This window comes from Streptomyces sp. NPDC047042 (assembly GCF_040644035.1).
Classification (GTDB): domain Bacteria; phylum Actinomycetota; class Actinomycetes; order Streptomycetales; family Streptomycetaceae; genus Streptomyces.
This window is the reverse complement of sequence record NZ_JBEYVP010000014.1, coordinates 149,931-166,588: the sequence shown is the minus strand read 5'-3', so window position 1 is coordinate 166,588 and position 16,658 is coordinate 149,931. Positions and strand designations below refer to the sequence as shown.

Below are 16,658 nucleotides of genomic sequence, written 5' to 3'. Positions count from 1 at the left end.
TCATCCCAGGGTCAGCGAGGCCTGCACCGGCAGATGGTCGCTCGCGTACATCCCGTCGACGGAGAAGGTGTTGACCGCCGCCCGGTGTGTGGTCACCCCGGGTGAGGTCAGGATCCAGTCGATGCGCCGGCCGCCCAGTACGGGTGCCCGGTAGCCGTTGAGTGTCCCGTACGCCGGGCCGCGCGAGGCCGCCGTGTCCCAGGTGTCCACGAGCCCGTTCCCCAGCATCAGGTCGTACACCCGGTTCTCGTGGGCGGCCGAGTTGAAGTCGCCGGTCACGACAACCGGCTTCGACGCGTCCCACCCGGCGATCGTCTTGCCGATCAGCTTCGCTGAACGCTCCCGGGCGTACTGGCTGACGTTGTCCAGATGGGTGTTGAGGACGTAGAACTCCCGCCTCCCGTCGGCGAGATCGGCGAACCTCACCCAGGTCACCATGCGCAGCCAGTCCGCGCCCCAGGTGTTGGAGGCGATCGTGTACGGCGTGTCGGACAGCCAGAAGTGATCGAACTCGAGCGGTTCCAGTCTCCGGGTGTCGTAGAAGACCGCCATGAACTCGTCCTTGCTGCCACCGCCCCGGCCGGTACCGATCCAGTCGTAGTGCCCGCCGAGATCCTTCTCGATCGCGCGCACCTGCTGGTAGAGCCCTTCCTGGGTCCCGATGACGTGGGGTCGCTCGCGACGCAACAGCTCCCGCATCACCGGACGACGCACGGACCAGCGCGGCGTCTTGTCGATCACGGTCGCGAAACGCACGTTGAACGTCATGACGTTCAACGGGTCCGCGTGCCCGCCGGCAGCCGCCGGTATCGACGAACCCGCCGTGGTCAGCAGCGGCATGGCGATGGCGGCGGCCGCAACGGACTTGAGTCCGTGACGACGCGTCACTCCGATCTCTCTCGGCACGCGATCCCCTCCCCTTCGGAGTCAGAATGATCCTTGCCCACTGAATACGGAAGAGGGCGCCCGGATCAGCAGTGACCTGGCAAGAGGATCGGGAATCACACCTCGAGACGGTGTTGACCCGGGCGAAGATCGACGACTAGCTTCGTTATGCGGATCAATGATTCCGTACTGCGGAATGCGGAGGGTTCTTGATGGTGCAGGGCCGGCAGGAAAACGTGACGACGAGCCTCGCGGGCACCGTCAGCGAGGGGATCAGTGCCTCCCTCGCCCCGGTCGACGCGGAGTTGGCGCGCCGCTACCCCGGAGACCCCGGCACCCGCCAGCCCGTCCACACGGTGTACGTCCCCGGCGACGTCTTCGCGGCGGACACCATCCGCTCCTGGGGCGACCAGGCCCTCGCCGCCCTGGACGAGCACGCCCCCGACGCCGCCTCCCTCGCCGCGGTCCTCGGCCTGTCCGACGACCTCGCCGAACCCGTCCACGACCGTGTCCGCGCCAAACTGGAGCGTGAACCGATCGAGGACCTGCGCGTCGACTTCGAGGACGGCTACGGCCCCCGCCCGGACGCCGAGGAGGACGAGACGGCGGCCCGCGCGGCCCGTCTGATCGCCGAGGCGTACGCGAAGGGCACGGCCGCCCCCTACATGGGCATCCGGATGAAGTGCATGGAGGCGCCGGTACGCGACCGGGGCATCCGCACCCTCGACATCTTCCTCACCGGTCTGATGGACGCCGGCGGACTCCCCGAGGGGCTGGTCCTCACCCTTCCCAAGGTGACATACGCCGAGCAGGTCACGGCGATGGTCAGGCTCTTGGAGGAATTCGAGAAGGCGCGCGGCCTCACGCCCGGCAGGCTCGGCTTCGAGATCCAGATCGAGACCAGCCAGGCCATCCTCGCCACCGACGGCACGGCCACAGTCGCCCGGATGATCCAGGCCGCCGATGGCCGCGCCACCGGCCTGCACTACGGCACCTTCGACTACAGCGCCTGCCTGGGCGTCTCCGCCGCCCACCAGGCCAGCGACCACCCGGCCGCCGACCACGCCAAGGCGATCATGCAGGTCGCGGCTGCGGGCACCGGCGTACGCGTCTCGGACGGCTCCACCAACGTCCTGCCCGTCGGCCCGACCGAGCACGTCCACGCGGCTTGGCGTCTGCACTACGGCCTCACCCGCCGCGCCCTCGCCCGCGCCTACTACCAGGGCTGGGACATGCACCCCCGGCACATCCCGACCCGGTACGCGGCCGTCTTCGCCTTCTACCGCGAGGGCTACGAACAGGCCGCCGCCCGCCTGTCCCGCTACGCCAACCGCGCCGGGGGCGACGTCATGGACGAGCCCGCCACCGCCAAGGCCCTCAGCGGCTATCTGCTGCGCGGCCTGGACTGCGGCGCCCTGGACACGGCGGAGGTAACCCTGGCGACGAACGGCCTCACCCGGTCGGACCTGGAGGGCTTCGCCCGACCTGGACACACGCCGGCGACGCTCTAGAGCGCCACGATGCTGGCCTGCCCCACGGCTGGGCGGGCTGTGCTGAAGGGCACCTGTCACCCACGTAATCTGTACGAACGCATGAGTGGGTCACACGAACGGGGCAGTGGTGTCTTCGCCGGAGCACGGACAGACGGCCGGACAGCCGGAGGAGCGGGCGGCGGGCGGGACGACCGGGGCCGGTCGTCTGCTGGCCGGCCGCTACCGGGTCGTCGACCGGCTCGGGCGCGGGGGCATGGGAGTCGTCTGGCGCGCGGTCGACGAGGTCCTCGGCCGTGAGGTCGCGGTGAAGGAACTGCGCACCTTCACTGACGCCGCCGCACCTGAACTGGCCGCCCTGCGGCTGCGGATGCAGCGCGAGGCCCGGGCCGCGGCCCGGATCCGCCACCGCGGAGTGGTCGCCGTCCATGATGTCGCGGAGATCGACGGCCGCCCCCTGATCGTCATGGAACTGGTCGACGGCCGCTCCCTGGACGACGTCCTGAGCGAGCGCGGCACCCTGGACCCGCGCGAGGTGGCCGGAATCGGCGCCCAGGTCATGGACGCGCTGGCCGCCGCGCACCGCGTCGGCGTGCTGCACCGGGACGTGAAGCCGGGCAATATCCTGCTGGAGACCTCCGGCCGGGTCGTTCTCACCGACTTCGGCATCGCCACGATGGAGGACCCCGGCGACGGCTCGGCCACGAACCTCACCCGCAGCGGTGAACTAGTGGGCTCCCTGGACTACTTGGCCCCCGAACGGGCCCAGGGCAACGCTCCCGGCCCGGCGTCGGACATCTGGGCCCTGGGTGCCACGCTGTACGCGGCCGTCGAGGGCACCTCGCCCTTCCGCCGTACGTCGACCTGGTCCACCCTCACCGCGATCGTGGCGGAACCCCTCCCGGACCCCCGCAGGGCCGGCGCCCTGGGCCCGGTCCTACGGCAACTGATGGCCAAGGCACCGGAGGAGCGCCCGAACGCGGAAACGGCGCGGAGCCTGCTCGAGGCAGTGGCATCGGCCACGGGCACGCCTCCGGGCGGCGCCACGAGCACCCCTACGGGCGGTGCGGGCGCGCCCCCGAGCGGTGCTCCGGCGTTGCCCTCGACCGGCGCCACGGACACGCCGACGACGGGGCTGCGGTTGTCCGGGACGGCCGGCAACGCTGGACCCCAGGCAGCGGAGAACGAAGCGACTGAGCCCGAGACGCCCCCACCGCCGCTGAACGCGCCGCCCCCGCCGAGCCCCGGCCCGGCCGGCCCGCAGCCCGCTCCTGAAGCCGCGCCCGTTTCCGCTCCCACGCAGCCTGCGCCGCCCGCCTCCGGAGCCCCGCGGTCGACGTCGCCTGCTCATGGAGTGGCTGGGCTGGCGGCGCCGGCTTCGGGTCCCGCGCAGCTTGCGCCGCCCGCTTCGGGGGCCGCCGGGCAGGCCCCGCCCGCCTCCGGAGTCGCCGAGCAAGTGTCGCCCTCCGCTCGAGCCGCGCAACCGGCAATACCTGCCTCTGGAGCCCCGCAGTCGACGTTGCCTGCCTTTGGAGTCGCCAGTTCGGCGTCGCACGCCTCCGAAGCCGTGCAGCCTGCGTCGTCTGCCTATGGAGCCGCCGAGCAGGCGTGGCCCTCCGGCCGAGCCGCGCAGCCGACACCCCATGCTTCCGAATCCACGCAGCCTGCGTCGCCGGCTTCGGGGGCCGCCGAGCAGGCGTCGCCCGCATCCGGGTCCGTGCAGCCTGCGTCGTCTGCCTATGGAGCCGCCGAGCAGGCGTGGCCCTCCGGCCGAGCCGCGCAGCCGACACCCCATGCTTCCGAATCCACGCAGCCTGCGTCGCCGGCTTCCGGAGCCGCGCAGGCGTCGCCCGCCTCTGGAGCCCCGCTGCCCGCCTCGCCGCCCGGCTTCGGGTCACCTGCGCCGATGGCATCCGTGACGCCCGGATTCGGTCCCGTCGGCTCTCTGCCTGACGTCGGTGAGCCGGAACCCGGCTACCTCGCGGCTCCGACCACGTTCACTGTCCCGGTGCCCGTTTCCGCCCAACCCCGCCGCAGGGGACGCGCGTTGCTCGCCGTTGCGGCCGTCGCCGTGGTTCTCGCTGCCGCCGGAATTACCGTGGCGCTGCTCGGTGACGAGGCCGAGAGCGAGGCGAACGGTCGGCGTGTGGCGTCCGAGGGCAGCAGCGTCGCCGAGCACTCCAAGGGAACCGGCAAGGCCAGCGCGGACCCCTCCGTCGAGCCCACGCCCGCCGGCAAGGGCGCCGCCAAGTCCGAGTCCCCGCCGACGAACCGCAGCTCCAGCGCCGCCCCGACCCCGGCACAGACCTCGGAAAGCGGCACGACGGGTGGCGGCACCTCCGGCGGCACTTCCGGTGGCACCGGCCCGACCGCCGGAACAGGCGCGGCCGGCGGGAGTGGTACGGGCGGAGACGTGACGCCCACCCCCGCTCCCACCCCGGCCCCCAGCCCCGCCCCCGCGTGCGAGTCGAAAGGTGACGGCAAGTACGACTGCTCGGTCTGGCGCACCGCGAAGTCCTACACCGCGTCCGGTGCCGAGGTCGGTGTCCTCAACGCCGGTATCAACTACTTCTACTGTCAGCAGAACCTGGGCAGGCGCGAGACCTACGGCCAGTGGACGAACGTCTGGTGGGCGAAGACCGACGACGACAGCGGCAACGCCGGTGTCTATGTCAGCGACGTCTACATCAAGGGCGGCGACAACGACAGCCCGGTGCCCGGACTCCCGCTGTGCTGAGCCCGTACGTACGGCTCCAGGCCGGACGGGACCACCAGCCCCTCCTCCGCGAACAGCAGGGTGCCCCGGTCGCACCGCTCCCTGTCGAAACGGGCCCGGGCGCAGAACTCTTCCGGTGTGTCGCCGAACAGGTTCCGCAAACCCGCTGATTCGTCGAGGAGTTCGGTGAGCAGCCGGCGTTCTCCCGGGTGCCGGCGCGGACTTCCCGCACCGTCGTGCAGCACACCGCGCCGATTGATGTACGCGTACACGCCGGAAAGCCGCTCGCCGGACTCCAACTCGACGCCCACCTCCGGGGAGGGGAGCCAGGCACGGTCGTAGGGGCCCGTCGGCACCGGCACTCCCTCGCTGGCGTCGATGACGGCCAACTGGTCCGCGTCGAGCCAGGTGACGAACAACTCCCGTACGTTACCGGGGGAGTTGAAGGGCGAGGCGGACACATATCCCAGTCGGCTCACATGCGCCGAGACGCCGACCTCGAGCCCGGTGACCAGGGCCCGGGTCATCGGGAGCGGCTCACGGATGTCGAACTCCGCCATCTTGTGCCGCAGTTGACCCGGGCACGCGTTGGAGCCGACGGCGAGGACGGGCGCCCGGTCGGGGAAAACGCTGGAGAGGCCGGGCGGCGGGCCGACGGGGAGAGGAAGGAACCGGTCGCCGTCCAGGATCCCGGACTCGCTCGGCCATGCGCCCGGGTAGGTGAGCGGGTGCTCGCGCGGGGCCCCGGCGAGGCCGAGGGACTCGAGTGTGGGCATCCGCCGGTCAGTCCGCCGGGGGCAGTTCTCCCGAGCCCCGGGTGATCAGACGGGTCGGGAGTTCGATGCGCTCCGGGGTGAGCAGAGTGCCGTCCAGCTGGCGGAAGAGGCGTTCGGCGGCCGTACGGCCGAGCTGGGCCGAGTCCTGGGCGACGACAGTGACGCCCGGCTGGAGCAGGTCGGCGAGTTCGAAGTCGTCGAAGCCCACGAGGGCGACGGCACGGCGGTGCTCGGCGAGGACCCGGACGACCGTCACCGTCACCCGGTTGTTTCCCGCGAAGATCGCCGTGACCGGGGACGGTCCGGCGAGCATCTCCTCGGCCGCGCGGCGCACCCGCTCCGGGTCGGTGACGCCGAGCGACATCCACTCGTCCTCGACCGGTATGCCGGCGTCCTCCATCGCGGCGCGGTAGCCGCGAAGCCGCTCGGCGGCGGTGTGGATGCGGGGCATGTCGCCGATGAAACCGATCCGGCGGTGTCCGTGCGCGATCAGATGCGCCACACCGTCGCGAGCGCCGCCGAAACTGTCCGACAGGACCACATCGGCGTCGATCCGCCCGGCCGGCCGGTCCACGAACACGGTGGCGACGCCCGCCTTCAACTCGGGCTCCAGATAGCGGTGGTCGTCACCGGCCGGAATGATCACCAGCCCGTCCACGCGTCGTGCGCACAGCGCCAGCACCAGCTCCTGCTCGCGGTCCGGGTCCTCGGCGCTCGACCCGTTGATGAGCAGCGCGCCGTGCGCCCGGGCGATCTCCTCGACCGCCCGGCTCAGGGGGCCGTAGAACGGGTCGGCGAGGTCCTCCAGGACGAGGCCGATGGACGCCGTACTGCCCTTGCGCAGCACCCGCGCGCTGTCGTTGCGGCGGAACCCCAGCGCGTCGATGGCCTCCTGGACGCGACGCTCGGTCTCCGGGGTGACCCCGGGTTCGCTGTTGACGACACGGGAGACCGTCTTCAGACCGACCCCGGCACGCGCGGCCACGTCCTTCATGGTCGGACGGTTGCCGTAGCGGTTCTCCGGGCGGCGGGCGGTGTCGGCCACGATGCGCAGTCCTGTCCTGTCGTCGAGGGGGTGACGGCGGTCCACGGCGGTCAGCCTGAGCCTCCGGACCGAGATGCCTGAGCTTCCGGACCGTGGTGCGTCCGGGGGATGCGCCGTCCCTTGTTGTGTATGAGGATGTGGCATCGAGCATAGAGCCTGGACAACGTTGTCAGATGCAGGGGACACTGTCCACCATCAACTCCGGCCTGCGCCCCCACCATCAGACCGGTCTGCCCCCGCATTTCGCCAGGTTGACAGGGAGATCCGACACTGATGCACACCGACCTCGTGGCCGCGCTCGACATCGGCGGAACCAAGATCGCCGGAGCGCTGGTGGACGGCCACGGCCGGATCCTGCAGCGCGCACAGCGCCCTACGCCCGCCCGTGAGGACGGGGAAACCGTGATGAGGGCCGTGGAGGAGGTCCTCGCGGAGCTGACCGGGTCGTCGCTGTGGAGACGGGCGACAGCCGTCGGCATCGGCAGCGCGGGGCCGGTGGACGCCTCCGCGGGCACGGTGAGCCCGGTGAACGTGCCCGGCTGGCGCGGCTATCCGCTCGTGGAGCGGGTTCGCGCCGCGACCGGTGGCCTGCCCGTCGAACTGATCGGGGACGGCGTGGCCATCACCGCGGCCGAACACTGGCAGGGCGCCGCCCGCGGCCACGACAACGCGCTGTGCATGGTCGTCTCGACCGGTGTCGGCGGCGGCCTGGTCCTCAATGGGCGACTGCACCCGGGCCCCACCGGCAACGCGGGCCACATCGGGCACATCAGCGTCGAACTCGACGGCGACCCGTGCGCCTGCGGCTCCCGCGGCTGCGTGGAGCGCATCGCCAGCGGCCCCAACATCGCGCGCCGGGCGCTGGCGAACGGCTGGCAGCCGGGCCCCGGCGGGGACACCTCGGCCGCCGCCGTCGCGGAGGCGGCGCGGTCCGGCGACCCGGTCGCCGTCGCCTCCTTCGAGCGCGCGGCCCAGGCGCTGGCGGCGGGCATCGCCGCCACAGCGACCCTCGTGGAGATCGACGTCGCCGTGATCGGCGGCGGCGTGGGGAAGGCCGGCGACATCCTGTTCACGCCCCTGCGCGCGGCGCTGAAGACCTACGCGACCCTGTCGTTCGTGCACCGCCTGGAGGTCGTACCGGCGCAGATGGGCACGGACGCGGGCCTGGTCGGCGCGGCAGCGGCGGCGCTGACCCGCAGGGCGGACGACACGGCTCAGACGAGCGTGTGAGGCCCTGCGGGGACGGTCCGGTCACCGCGTCGGGGCGCAACCGGTGAAGTGACGTGCACGGCAGGACCTGTTGGAAGGGGTCGGGTCGGGGACCCGGCCTCGCCAGGAGGTTCCGGCCTGCCGTGCACCGCCGTGCCGTGGGCGCGTCAGGACGGTGCCGGCAGGGCGCCGAGCTGGCGCAGCTGCGTGAGGACGTCGACGACTCCCCGGATCTCGATGATCCGCCCTTCGGCGAACCGGCAGATGAAGATCTCGCCGTAGGTGACGGTCCTGCCGGTGGGCTGCAGGCCCTGGTACTCGCCCCGGTGGGTCCCGGTCACGGTGTTCCTGGAGACGACCTTGTCGCCCTCCGCGATCGTCTCCTCGACGGTGACGCGGATGTCGGGGAACGCGCGCAGCAGCACCTCCCACACCCGTTTCATGGCCTCCGCGCCCGTGGCGCCCATCGGTACCGGCGCGTGGAAGAGCACGTCCGGTGCGACGAGCTCGTCGATGGCCTTCGAGACGATGTCCAGGTCGCCGCTGTTCACGGCGGAGTGGAGGCGGTCGAGGGTCGCTGCGTTGTCCGTAGTGCCGGTTGTCGACGACATCGCGGTCTCTCCTGTGGTCGGTGGACGGAGTCTTCGAAAAGGAGGACGGCAGGGGAGCCAGGAATGTGACACGGTGCGCGAACACCGTGACCCCCGGCCCTGTTCGGCAGTTGAACCGGGCATGAAGAAGCGCAGCATGCTCGCCATCGCCTCCCTCGCCACCGGGTTCGTCGTCGCGGCGATCACCCCCTCCCACGGTCTCGGGGCCGACGCCCTGGGCGATCTGAGCGTGGACGACACGCTCAGCACCCTCGACCACACCGTCGCCGGCGACAGCCTGGCCGTGGACGAGAACGCGCTGGGAGGCGACAGCACCAACGGCTGACAGGCCGGAAGTGGTTCGAGTGGCGCCGGTGTCCCGTGTGGCGGGGCACCGGCGCCACTGTGTCGGCGGCCTCAACTGGATCTGGTTTCCGTGGCAGGGTGGAACGGGCAAGCCTCAGGGGTCCAACAGAAGAGGGGGAAACGTGATCGTCTGGGTCAACGGCGCGTTCGGTGCGGGTAAGACCACCACCGCACGCGAACTGATCGAACTGATCCCGAACAGCACGCTCTTCGACCCCGAGGTCATCGGCGGGGCACTCGCACAACTGCTGCCACCCAAGCGCCTCGCGGAGGTCGGTGACTTCCAGGATCTGCCGATCTGGCGTCGGCTCGTGGTGGACACTGCCGCCGCCCTGCTCGCGGAGCTCGGCGGCACCCTCGTGGTGCCCATGACGCTTCTCCGCCAGGAGTACCGTGACGAGATCTTCGGCGGTCTCGCCGCCCGCCGGATCACGGTCCGGCATGTGCTCCTCGCCCCGGCGGAAACGATCCTGCGCGAACGAATAGCCACCCGCGAGGTCCCACCGGACCTCCCGGACGCGGAAATACGCGTACGCCAGTGGTCGTACGACCAGATCGAGCCCTACCGGACGGCGCTCGCCTCCTGGCTCACCGCCGACGCGCACCCGGTCGACACCAGCGCCCTCACCCCGTACGAGACGGCCGTACGGATCGCCGAAGCCGTCAGCAGCGGGACCGCACCCGTGTGCGACATCGTGCAGACCCCGGAACCCACCGGTGAGACCGTGGCCTCCGGGGTCCTGCTCTTCGACGAACAGGACCGGGTCCTGCTCGTCGACCCCACCTACAAGGCGGGCTGGGAATTCCCCGGCGGAGTCGTCGAGCGGGGCGAGGCACCCGCGCGCGCGGGCATGCGCGAGGTCGCCGAGGAGACGGGCATCCACCTCACCGACGTACCCCGGCTCCTCGTCATCGACTGGGAGTCGCCCGCGCCGCCCGGCCACGGCGGGCTGCGCCTCCTCTTCGACGGGGGGCGGCTCGACAGCGCCGTCGCCGGGCAGCTATTGCTGCCCGGCCCCGAACTGCGCGGCTGGCGCTTCGTCACCGAGGAAGAGGCCGCCGGCCTGTTGCCGCCCGTGCGCTACGAGCGCCTGCGCGGGGCGCTGCGGGCGCGCGAGTTGGGCGCCGCGCTCTATCTGGAGGCGGGGGTGGCCGTGGGACAGGCCGAGGTGGAGTAGGACATGGTTCCCGGCGGACTCAGGACGCGGCGTAGTTCCGGAGGAACAGGGCCTCTGTCACCGACAGGCGCTCCAGTTCCTCCGGGGACACGCTCTCGTTCACCGCGTGGATCTGGGCCTCCGGCTCGCTCAGGCCGATCAGCAGGATCTCGGCCCGGGGGTAGAGCGACGCGAGGGTGTTGCACAGGGGGATCGAGCCGCCCTGGCCCGCGTACTGCATCTCCTGGCCCGGAAACGCGACCGCCATGGCCTCGGCCATCGCCTCGTACGCCGGGCTCGCGGTGTCGGCGCGGAACGGCTGGCCCTGGCCGATCTGTTCCATGCTCACCCGCGCACCCCACGGCGTGTGCGCCGTCAGATGCGCCTCCAGGAGCTTGGTCGCCGCCGCCGCGTCCACGCCCGGCGGCACCCGCAGGCTGACCAGGGCGCGGGCGCTCGCCTGCACGGACGGGGTCGCGCCGACCACCGGCGGGCAGTCGATGCCGAGGACGGTGACCGCCGGGCGCGCCCAGATCCGGTCGGCGACCGGGCCGGAGCCGATCAGCTCCACCCCGTCGAGCACCTTGGCGTCCGTACGGAACTGCTCCTCGTCGTACTGGAGGCCGTCCCACACCGCGTCGTCCGTGAGCCCGTCGACCGTCGTCGAACCGTCCTCGGCGCGCAGTGAGTCGAGTACGCGGATCAGGGCGCCCAGCGCGTCGGGCGCGGCCCCGCCGAACTGGCCCGAGTGGAGGTTGCCCTCCAGGGTGTCGACCTTGACCCGCAGCATGGTCATCCCGCGCAGCGTCGAGGTGACCGTCGGCAGGCCGACGCGGAAGTTGCCCGCGTCGCCGATGACGATCGCGTCGGCGGCGAGCAGTTCGGGGTGTTCCTCGGCGTACCGCTCGAGACCGCCCGTGCCCATTTCCTCCGAACCCTCGGCGATCACCTTGACGTTGACCGGCACCCCGCCGTTCGCCCGAAGGGCGCGCAGCGCGAGCAGGTGCATGATGAGGCCGCCCTTGCAGTCGGCGGCGCCGCGCCCGTACCAGCGGCCGTCGCGCTCGGTCAGCTCGAACGGCGGGCTGATCCAGCCGGCCTCGTCGAGCGGCGGCTGTACGTCGTAGTGGGCGTAGAGGAGCACGGTCTTGGCGCCCTCGGGGCCGGGCAGGAAGCCGTACACCGACTGGGTGCCGTCCGGGGTGTCGAGCAGGGCCACGTCCTGGAAGCCGTCGGCGCGCAGCGCGTCCGCGACCCAGTTCGCGGCGGCCTCGCTCTCGCTCTTCGGGAACTGCTCGAAGTCCGCCACCGACTTGAACGCCACCAGTTCGGTGAGTTCCGCCCGGGCCCTCGGCATCAGGGAGGCGACGGTCTCGGCGACCGGATTCGAGGACATGGGCACGCTCCTTGTGGGTGCGACGTTGTACGAGACAAGTCCTGTGATCCTCCCACAGCGGACTGTGGCGACGCCCGCCGTAGGATGCGGAGGAACAGGTGCGGCAGACGGATGGACCAGGAGCAGCAGACCATCGTGAGCAGCGAGAACTCTTCGTCGGACGACGTGGCGCAGGTGTGGGACGTCGTCGTGGTGGGCGCGGGACCGGCGGGGGCTTCGGCCGCGTACGCGGCGGCGGTCGCCGGCCGCAGCGTGCTGTTGCTGGAGAAGGCGGAACTGCCGCGCTACAAGACGTGCGGCGGCGGAATCATCGGCCCCTCCCGGGACTCCCTGCCGCCCGGCTTCGAACTCCCCTTCAGGGACAAGGTGCACGCGGTCACCTTCTCCAACAACGGCCGTTTCACCCGCACTCGCCGTTCCAAGCAGATGCTGTTCGGGCTGATCAACCGGCCCGAGTTCGACCAGCAACTCGTCGAGCACGCCCAGAAGGCGGGCGCCGAGCTGCGTACGGGCGTCTCGGTGTCCCGGGTCGAGCAGCACGGCTCGGCGGTGCCGGACCGGCGGACGGTCGCCGTCGTCACACAGGGCGGTGAGACGGTGCTGGCCCGCGCGGTGGTGGGCGCGGACGGCAGCGCCAGCCGCATAGGAGCACACGTCGGGGTGAAACTCGACCAGGTGGATCTGGGTCTGGAGGCGGAGATCCCGGTGCCGCCGACCGTCGCCGAGGACTGGCAGGGGCGGGTGCTCATCGACTGGGGCCCGATGCCCGGCAGTTACGGCTGGGTGTTCCCCAAGGGGGACACGCTGACGGTCGGTGTGATCTCGGCGCGCGGAGAGGGCGCGGCCACCAAGCGGTATCTCGAGGACTTCGTCGCCCGGCTGGGGCTGGCCGGCTTCGAGCCGAGCATCTCCTCCGGCCATCTGACCCGTTGCCGGGCCGACGACTCGCCGCTCTCCCGCGGCCGGGTACTGGTCTGCGGTGACGCGGCGGGCCTGCTGGAGCCCTGGACCCGGGAGGGCATCTCGTTCGCGCTGCGCTCGGGGCGGCTCGCGGGGGAGTGGGCGGTCCGGATCGCGGAGGCCCACGACGCTGTGGACACGCGACGCCAGGCCCTGAACTACGCGTTCGCCATCAAGGCGGGACTGGGCGTGGAGATGGCTGTCGGCCGGAGCATGCTGAAGGCGTTCGAGCGGCGCCCCGGCGTCTTCCACGCCGCCCTGACCGGCTTCCGCCCCGCGTGGAACGCCTTCCGGGACATCACCCGCGGCTCCACCTCACTGGGCGAGCTGGTGCGCACCCATCCGCTGGCCGGGCGCGCCCTGACCGCGCTCGACAGGCCCTGAGGCACGGCGGACAGGTCCGCGGGGCGTTCACGACTTGACGGTGATCCGGAAGACGGGGTGCTTGGGCGCGGCGGCGAGCAGTTCCTCGTCGGTGGAGTTGACGTCGACGTCGCCGAAGAAGCGCCCCACCTCCCAGCCCCACTTCTTGAGGTAGGGGCGCAGCACGGCCGGCTTCTCCGCGTCGGTCAGCTCGACGGCGGTGAACTCCTGCACCCGGCGGCCGACTTTCAGCTGTCCGCCGCCGGCGGCGCGCATGTTCCGCACCCATTCGGAGTGGCCGCGCGCCGACACAAGGTACGGGCCGCCCGGGTACGGAAGCGGGTTGACGGGCACCTGGCGCCATTCGCCGCTCTTGCGACCGAGGACGGAGAGTTCGGCGGTGCCCATGAGGCTCACGCCGTGACGCGCGAGCCAGCCGACCAGTCCGTTCATGGCCTGTTCGAACGCCTTGGGCTTCATGTAGTGGGCCGACGTCGTCGTCATGGTGTCCTCCTGGAGTTCTGGCCGGAGAGCGCGCTTTGCTCGCGCTTAAGGGAAGTGTGCAGGAGATCGGTGCTCCAAATCAAGAGCACTGCTCTCTTTTTTGTTCCATGCTCTCGTTTGTGTGCACTGCTCTGAACGCATGGCACACTCAAAACCATGACCACCGCACAAGGAGCCCGCGCCCGCGCCCGGATCGAGGTCACCTCGTCGATCAAGGACGAGGCGCGCAGACAACTGGCGGCGGAAGGCGCCGCCAAACTCTCGCTGCGGGCCGTCGCCCGCGAGCTGGGCATGGTCTCCTCCGCGCTGTACCGCTACTTCCCCAGCCGGGACGACCTGCTGACCGCGCTCATCATCGACGCCTACGACTCCCTGGGTGAGGCCGCCGAGTCCGCCCACGCCGCCGTCGCGGACACCCCCTCGCTGCGCCGCTGGGTCACGGTGTGCGAGGCGGTGCGCGAGTGGGCGCTCGCCCATCCCCACGAGTACGCGCTGATCTACGGTTCGCCGGTCCCCGGCTACAAGGCGCCCGACACGACCGTGCCGGCCGCGTCGCGCGTCGGGCTGCTGCTGATGGGCATCGTGCGTGACGCCCACCGGAGCGTAGGCGTGGCGCGTATCCCTGTCCCCGCCGAACTGCGGCCGGAAGCCGAGCGGTTGGCCGCCGACATCGCCCCCGACCTGCCGGCGGAGGTGGCGGTGGCGCTCGCCTCGGCCTGGGCTCAGGTGTACGGGCTGGTCGGGTTCGAACTGTTCGGCCAGTTCAACCGGGTGATCGAGGACCGGGAGACGTTCTTCCGCTATGCCGTCAGCCGGATCGGCCACGAGGTGGGCCTGGTGTTTCCGGAGAAAGAAGGCCAGGAGGGCAAGGAGGTCAAGGGGGAGAAGGAGAAGTAGGGGCGGGATCGGGGGAGAGGGGGGCGGTCCCGGCCGCGTACTCCCCGGGGAGTACGAGTGATCACCTCGCCCGGCGGACGCCGACCCCGGGCGGTGCCGTCTAGCGTGGCCGACATGGACGAGCAGCGCGGGCGCGGACGCGGCGGAGGCCCGCCTCGGTGGTGGGGCCGGCTGGACGGTGCGGGCGGATCCGGCACGGACCGGGGGGTCGGTCGCTGGCCCTGGCGTTCCACCGTGCTGGTGACCGGTTTCGTACTGGCCGGCTCGAGGTTCGCCGCCGGTCAACAGGCGGACGACCGCGCCCACCTGGACCTCTTCGCGCGTCTCCTGCTTGTCGTCGGTTCGGGGCTGCTGCTGTGGCGGCAGCGGCACCCGGTGCTCGTCGTCTTCGGCACCGCCACCGCCGCCATGATCTATCTCGGCGCCGGATATCCCTACGGGCCGGTCTTCCTGACCGTGGCCCTGGGCTGCTTCAGCGCTGTCGTCGCCGGGCACCGGAAGGCGGCCTGGGCGGCTGTCGGGATGCTCTGGACGGGGCATGTGCTGATCGCGCACTGGCTGTACCAGTGGCTGCCGCCGTCCGGGGACGAGGCCGCCTCCTGGGGTCAGGAGGCCGTCGTCGCAGCCTGGGTGGTGGCCATCGTGGCGGTCGCCGAGCTGGTCCGGGTACGGCGGGAGCAGTGGGACCGGGAGCGGGCAGAGCGTGCCCGGGCCGCGCGGCGACGCGCCGACGAGGAGCGGCTGCGGATCGCGCGTGAGCTGCACGACGTACTCGCGCACAGTATTTCGGTGATCAACGTGCAGGCCGGGGTCGGTCTCGCGCTGCTCGACTCCGACCCCGAGCAGGCCCGCACCGCGCTCACCACCATCAAGGCCGCCAGCAAGGAGGCGCTCGGCGAGGTGCGCCAGGTGCTCGACACACTGCGTACGCCGGGGGACGCGCCGCGCGCTCCGGCGCCCGGGCTGGACCGTCTGCCCGAACTGGTGGAGCAGGCGGCCGGGGCGGGGCTGAGCGTCGAGGTGCGGGGCGCGGTCCCGAAGCTGCCGCCGGGCGCCGATCTGGCCGCCTTCCGGATCGTCCAGGAGGCACTCACCAATGTCGTACGGCACTCCGGTTCGCGGCACGCGCGCGTGCGGGTCGACGTCGACGAAGCGGGCGGTGCTCTGCGGCTGCGCGTCGACGACGACGGGCCCGCGACCGGCGCCGACGCGGGTGGCAGCGGGAACGGGCTGGCCGGGATGCGGGAGCGGGCCGCCGCCCTCGGTGGCACGATCGAGGCGGGGCCGCGCGAGGACGGCGGTTTCCGGGTGCTGGCCGTGCTGCCGCTCAGGGTGAGGGAGGACCGGTGATCCGTGTACTGCTCGCCGACGACCAGTCGTTGGTCCGCGCGGGGTTCAGGGCGCTGCTCGACGCGCAGCCGGACATCGAGGTGGCCGGGGAGGCCGCCGACGGGGAGGAGGCGCTGCGCGCCGTACGCGAACTGCGCCCCGATGTCGTCCTGATGGACATCCGGATGCCGGTGCTGGACGGGCTCGCCGCCACCCGCCGGATCACCGGCGACGCGGCGCTGAACGAGGTCAGGGTGGTCATGCTGACCACCTTCGAACTCGACGAGTACGTCTTCGAGGCGATCCGCGGCGGTGCCTCCGGCTTCCTCGTGAAGGACACCGAACCGGACGAACTCCTGCGCGCCGTCCGGTCGGTGGTCGCGGGTGACGCGCTGCTCTCGCCGGGGGTCACCCGGCGTCTGATCGGCGAGTTCGCCGCCCGTTCGAAGGAGCCGGCCGCCGCCGACGCCCTCGCCGCGCTCACCGAACGGGAACGCGAGGTGATGGCCCTCGTCGGGATCGGCCTGTCGAACGAGGAGATCGCCCGGCGCCTGGTCGTCAGCCCGCTCACCGCGAAGACCCATGTGAGCCGCACGATGGTGAAGCTGGGCACCCGCGACCGGGCCCAACTGGTCGTCCTGGCCTACGAGTCGGGGTTGGTGCGGCCGGGCTGGCTCGGCTGAGTCACGCCGGTGCGGTCGTTCTCGCGCGTGAAGCGGTTCAGTACGCTCACCACGCGCACCGTGAACAGGACGGCGCCCAGCGTCGCCCCCGCGCCGACGAGCGTGCCCTGCGCGGCATCCGACAGCCCGAAGACCCAGGCGGGACCGGCCACCACCGCGAACACGAGTGCCGCCAGGAACGCGGCACTGCACAGGGCGTATCCGATCTCCACCGTGACCGCGTCCCGCCGCGCTTGCGTGCTTCGAGTGCGGCCCTGACCCATGTGTGCCCCGTAGTTGTCCATCCGTCGAG

The 16,658-nt window shown here is 71.7% G+C and carries 15 protein-coding genes and 1 pseudogene; 9 read left to right on the top strand and 7 right to left on the bottom strand.

The features are described from left to right. A complete protein-coding gene (locus ABZ855_RS18390; RefSeq protein ID WP_360807951.1) occupies positions 1-906 on the bottom strand; it encodes an endonuclease/exonuclease/phosphatase family protein in 906 nt (301 codons plus the stop codon). 191 nt (positions 907-1,097) lie between these two features. Here ABZ855_RS18390 and ABZ855_RS18385 point away from each other — a divergent pair, with 191 nt between their 5' ends. Next, on the top strand, positions 1,098-2,396 hold the full coding sequence (locus ABZ855_RS18385) for an aldolase/citrate lyase family protein (protein WP_360807949.1): 1,299 nt from the start codon (positions 1,098-1,100) through the stop codon (positions 2,394-2,396). Between the two features lie 187 nt (positions 2,397-2,583). Continuing rightward, positions 2,584-3,390, top strand: a pseudogene (locus tag ABZ855_RS18380) (serine/threonine-protein kinase); the annotation flags it as partial. Between the two features lie 1,667 nt (positions 3,391-5,057). Here ABZ855_RS18380 and ABZ855_RS18375 read toward each other — a convergent pair. Together ABZ855_RS18375 and ABZ855_RS18370 are read right to left on the bottom strand one after the other, a co-directional pair. Continuing rightward, positions 5,058-5,867: a hypothetical protein gene (locus ABZ855_RS18375; protein WP_360807947.1), complete on the bottom strand. Its 810-nt coding sequence runs from the start codon at positions 5,865-5,867 to the stop codon at positions 5,058-5,060. 7 nt (positions 5,868-5,874) lie between these two features. Further along, complete coding sequence (locus tag ABZ855_RS18370; protein ID WP_360808072.1) at positions 5,875-6,912, bottom strand: LacI family DNA-binding transcriptional regulator; 1,038 nt, start codon at positions 6,910-6,912, stop codon at positions 5,875-5,877. A 273-nt stretch (positions 6,913-7,185) separates the two neighbouring features. Here ABZ855_RS18370 and ABZ855_RS18365 point away from each other — a divergent pair, with 273 nt between their 5' ends. Then, entirely contained in the window at positions 7,186-8,142 is a 957-nt protein-coding gene (locus ABZ855_RS18365) for an ROK family protein (protein WP_360807946.1), read from the top strand. A 146-nt stretch (positions 8,143-8,288) separates the two neighbouring features. Here ABZ855_RS18365 and ABZ855_RS18360 read toward each other — a convergent pair whose 3' ends face one another. Next, on the bottom strand, positions 8,289-8,732 hold the full coding sequence (locus ABZ855_RS18360) for an ester cyclase (RefSeq protein WP_360807944.1): 444 nt from the start codon (positions 8,730-8,732) through the stop codon (positions 8,289-8,291). Positions 8,733-8,853: 121 nt separating this feature from the next. Between ABZ855_RS18360 and ABZ855_RS18355 the strand changes: the two genes are divergently transcribed. Then, positions 8,854-9,057, top strand: a complete 204-nt coding sequence (locus tag ABZ855_RS18355) for a hypothetical protein (RefSeq protein WP_360807942.1) — start codon at positions 8,854-8,856, stop codon at positions 9,055-9,057. Positions 9,058-9,199: 142 nt separating this feature from the next. After that, positions 9,200-10,255, top strand: coding sequence for an NUDIX domain-containing protein (locus ABZ855_RS18350; protein WP_360807940.1), 1,056 nt, complete (start codon positions 9,200-9,202; stop codon positions 10,253-10,255). 19 nt (positions 10,256-10,274) lie between these two features. Here ABZ855_RS18350 and ABZ855_RS18345 read toward each other — a convergent pair whose 3' ends face one another. Further along, entirely contained in the window at positions 10,275-11,630 is a 1,356-nt protein-coding gene (locus tag ABZ855_RS18345) for a dipeptidase (protein WP_360807938.1), read from the bottom strand. A gap of 135 nt (positions 11,631-11,765) precedes the next feature. On the opposite strand from ABZ855_RS18345, the gene ABZ855_RS18340 reads away from it, so the two are divergent. Then, positions 11,766-12,974 (top strand): geranylgeranyl reductase family protein, encoded by a 1,209-nt coding sequence (locus ABZ855_RS18340; RefSeq protein ID WP_360808070.1) that lies wholly within the window; start codon positions 11,766-11,768, stop codon positions 12,972-12,974. 27 nt (positions 12,975-13,001) lie between these two features. On the opposite strand, the gene ABZ855_RS18335 is transcribed toward ABZ855_RS18340, so the two are convergent. Further along, positions 13,002-13,457: a nitroreductase family deazaflavin-dependent oxidoreductase gene (locus ABZ855_RS18335; protein WP_360807936.1), complete on the bottom strand. Its 456-nt coding sequence runs from the start codon at positions 13,455-13,457 to the stop codon at positions 13,002-13,004. Positions 13,458-13,613: 156 nt separating this feature from the next. On the opposite strand from ABZ855_RS18335, the gene ABZ855_RS18330 reads away from it, so the two are divergent. From ABZ855_RS18330 to ABZ855_RS18320, 3 genes are all read left to right on the top strand, one after another. Further along, positions 13,614-14,354 (top strand): TetR/AcrR family transcriptional regulator, encoded by a 741-nt coding sequence (locus ABZ855_RS18330; RefSeq protein ID WP_360807934.1) that lies wholly within the window; start codon positions 13,614-13,616, stop codon positions 14,352-14,354. 114 nt (positions 14,355-14,468) lie between these two features. After that, positions 14,469-15,704 (top strand): sensor histidine kinase, encoded by a 1,236-nt coding sequence (locus tag ABZ855_RS18325; RefSeq protein WP_360807932.1) that lies wholly within the window; start codon positions 14,469-14,471, stop codon positions 15,702-15,704. After that, on the top strand, positions 15,701-16,366 hold the full coding sequence (locus ABZ855_RS18320) for a response regulator transcription factor (protein ID WP_360807930.1): 666 nt from the start codon (positions 15,701-15,703) through the stop codon (positions 16,364-16,366). The genes ABZ855_RS18325 and ABZ855_RS18320 overlap by 4 nt, the downstream gene beginning before the upstream one ends. Here the strand turns inward: ABZ855_RS18320 and ABZ855_RS18315 are convergent. Then, the gene (locus ABZ855_RS18315; RefSeq protein ID WP_360807928.1) at positions 16,327-16,650 is read right to left on the bottom strand and encodes a DUF6332 family protein; all 324 of its coding nucleotides are present in this window, start codon (positions 16,648-16,650) and stop codon (positions 16,327-16,329) included. The genes ABZ855_RS18320 and ABZ855_RS18315 overlap by 40 nt on opposite strands. Between the last annotated feature and the right edge of the window lie 8 nt (positions 16,651-16,658).

What these genes read in the sequence shown, in the direction of transcription:
- ABZ855_RS18330 (WP_360807934.1), top strand. Translation starts at nt 13,614, where the DNA reads ATGACCACCGCACAAGGAGCCCGCGCCCGCGCCCGGATCGAGGTCACC.
- ABZ855_RS18365 (WP_360807946.1), top strand. Translation starts at nt 7,186, where the DNA reads ATGCACACCGACCTCGTGGCCGCGCTCGACATCGGCGGAACCAAGATC.
- ABZ855_RS18355 (WP_360807942.1), top strand. Translation starts at nt 8,854, where the DNA reads ATGAAGAAGCGCAGCATGCTCGCCATCGCCTCCCTCGCCACCGGGTTC.
- ABZ855_RS18335 (WP_360807936.1), bottom strand. Translation starts at nt 13,457, where the DNA reads ATGACGACGACGTCGGCCCACTACATGAAGCCCAAGGCGTTCGAACAG.
- ABZ855_RS18325 (WP_360807932.1), top strand. Translation starts at nt 14,469, where the DNA reads ATGGACGAGCAGCGCGGGCGCGGACGCGGCGGAGGCCCGCCTCGGTGG.
- ABZ855_RS18345 (WP_360807938.1), bottom strand. Translation starts at nt 11,630, where the DNA reads ATGTCCTCGAATCCGGTCGCCGAGACCGTCGCCTCCCTGATGCCGAGG.
- ABZ855_RS18375 (WP_360807947.1), bottom strand. Translation starts at nt 5,867, where the DNA reads ATGCCCACACTCGAGTCCCTCGGCCTCGCCGGGGCCCCGCGCGAGCAC.
- ABZ855_RS18315 (WP_360807928.1), bottom strand. Translation starts at nt 16,650, where the DNA reads ATGGACAACTACGGGGCACACATGGGTCAGGGCCGCACTCGAAGCACG.
- ABZ855_RS18385 (WP_360807949.1), top strand. Translation starts at nt 1,098, where the DNA reads ATGGTGCAGGGCCGGCAGGAAAACGTGACGACGAGCCTCGCGGGCACC.
- ABZ855_RS18360 (WP_360807944.1), bottom strand. Translation starts at nt 8,732, where the DNA reads ATGTCGTCGACAACCGGCACTACGGACAACGCAGCGACCCTCGACCGC.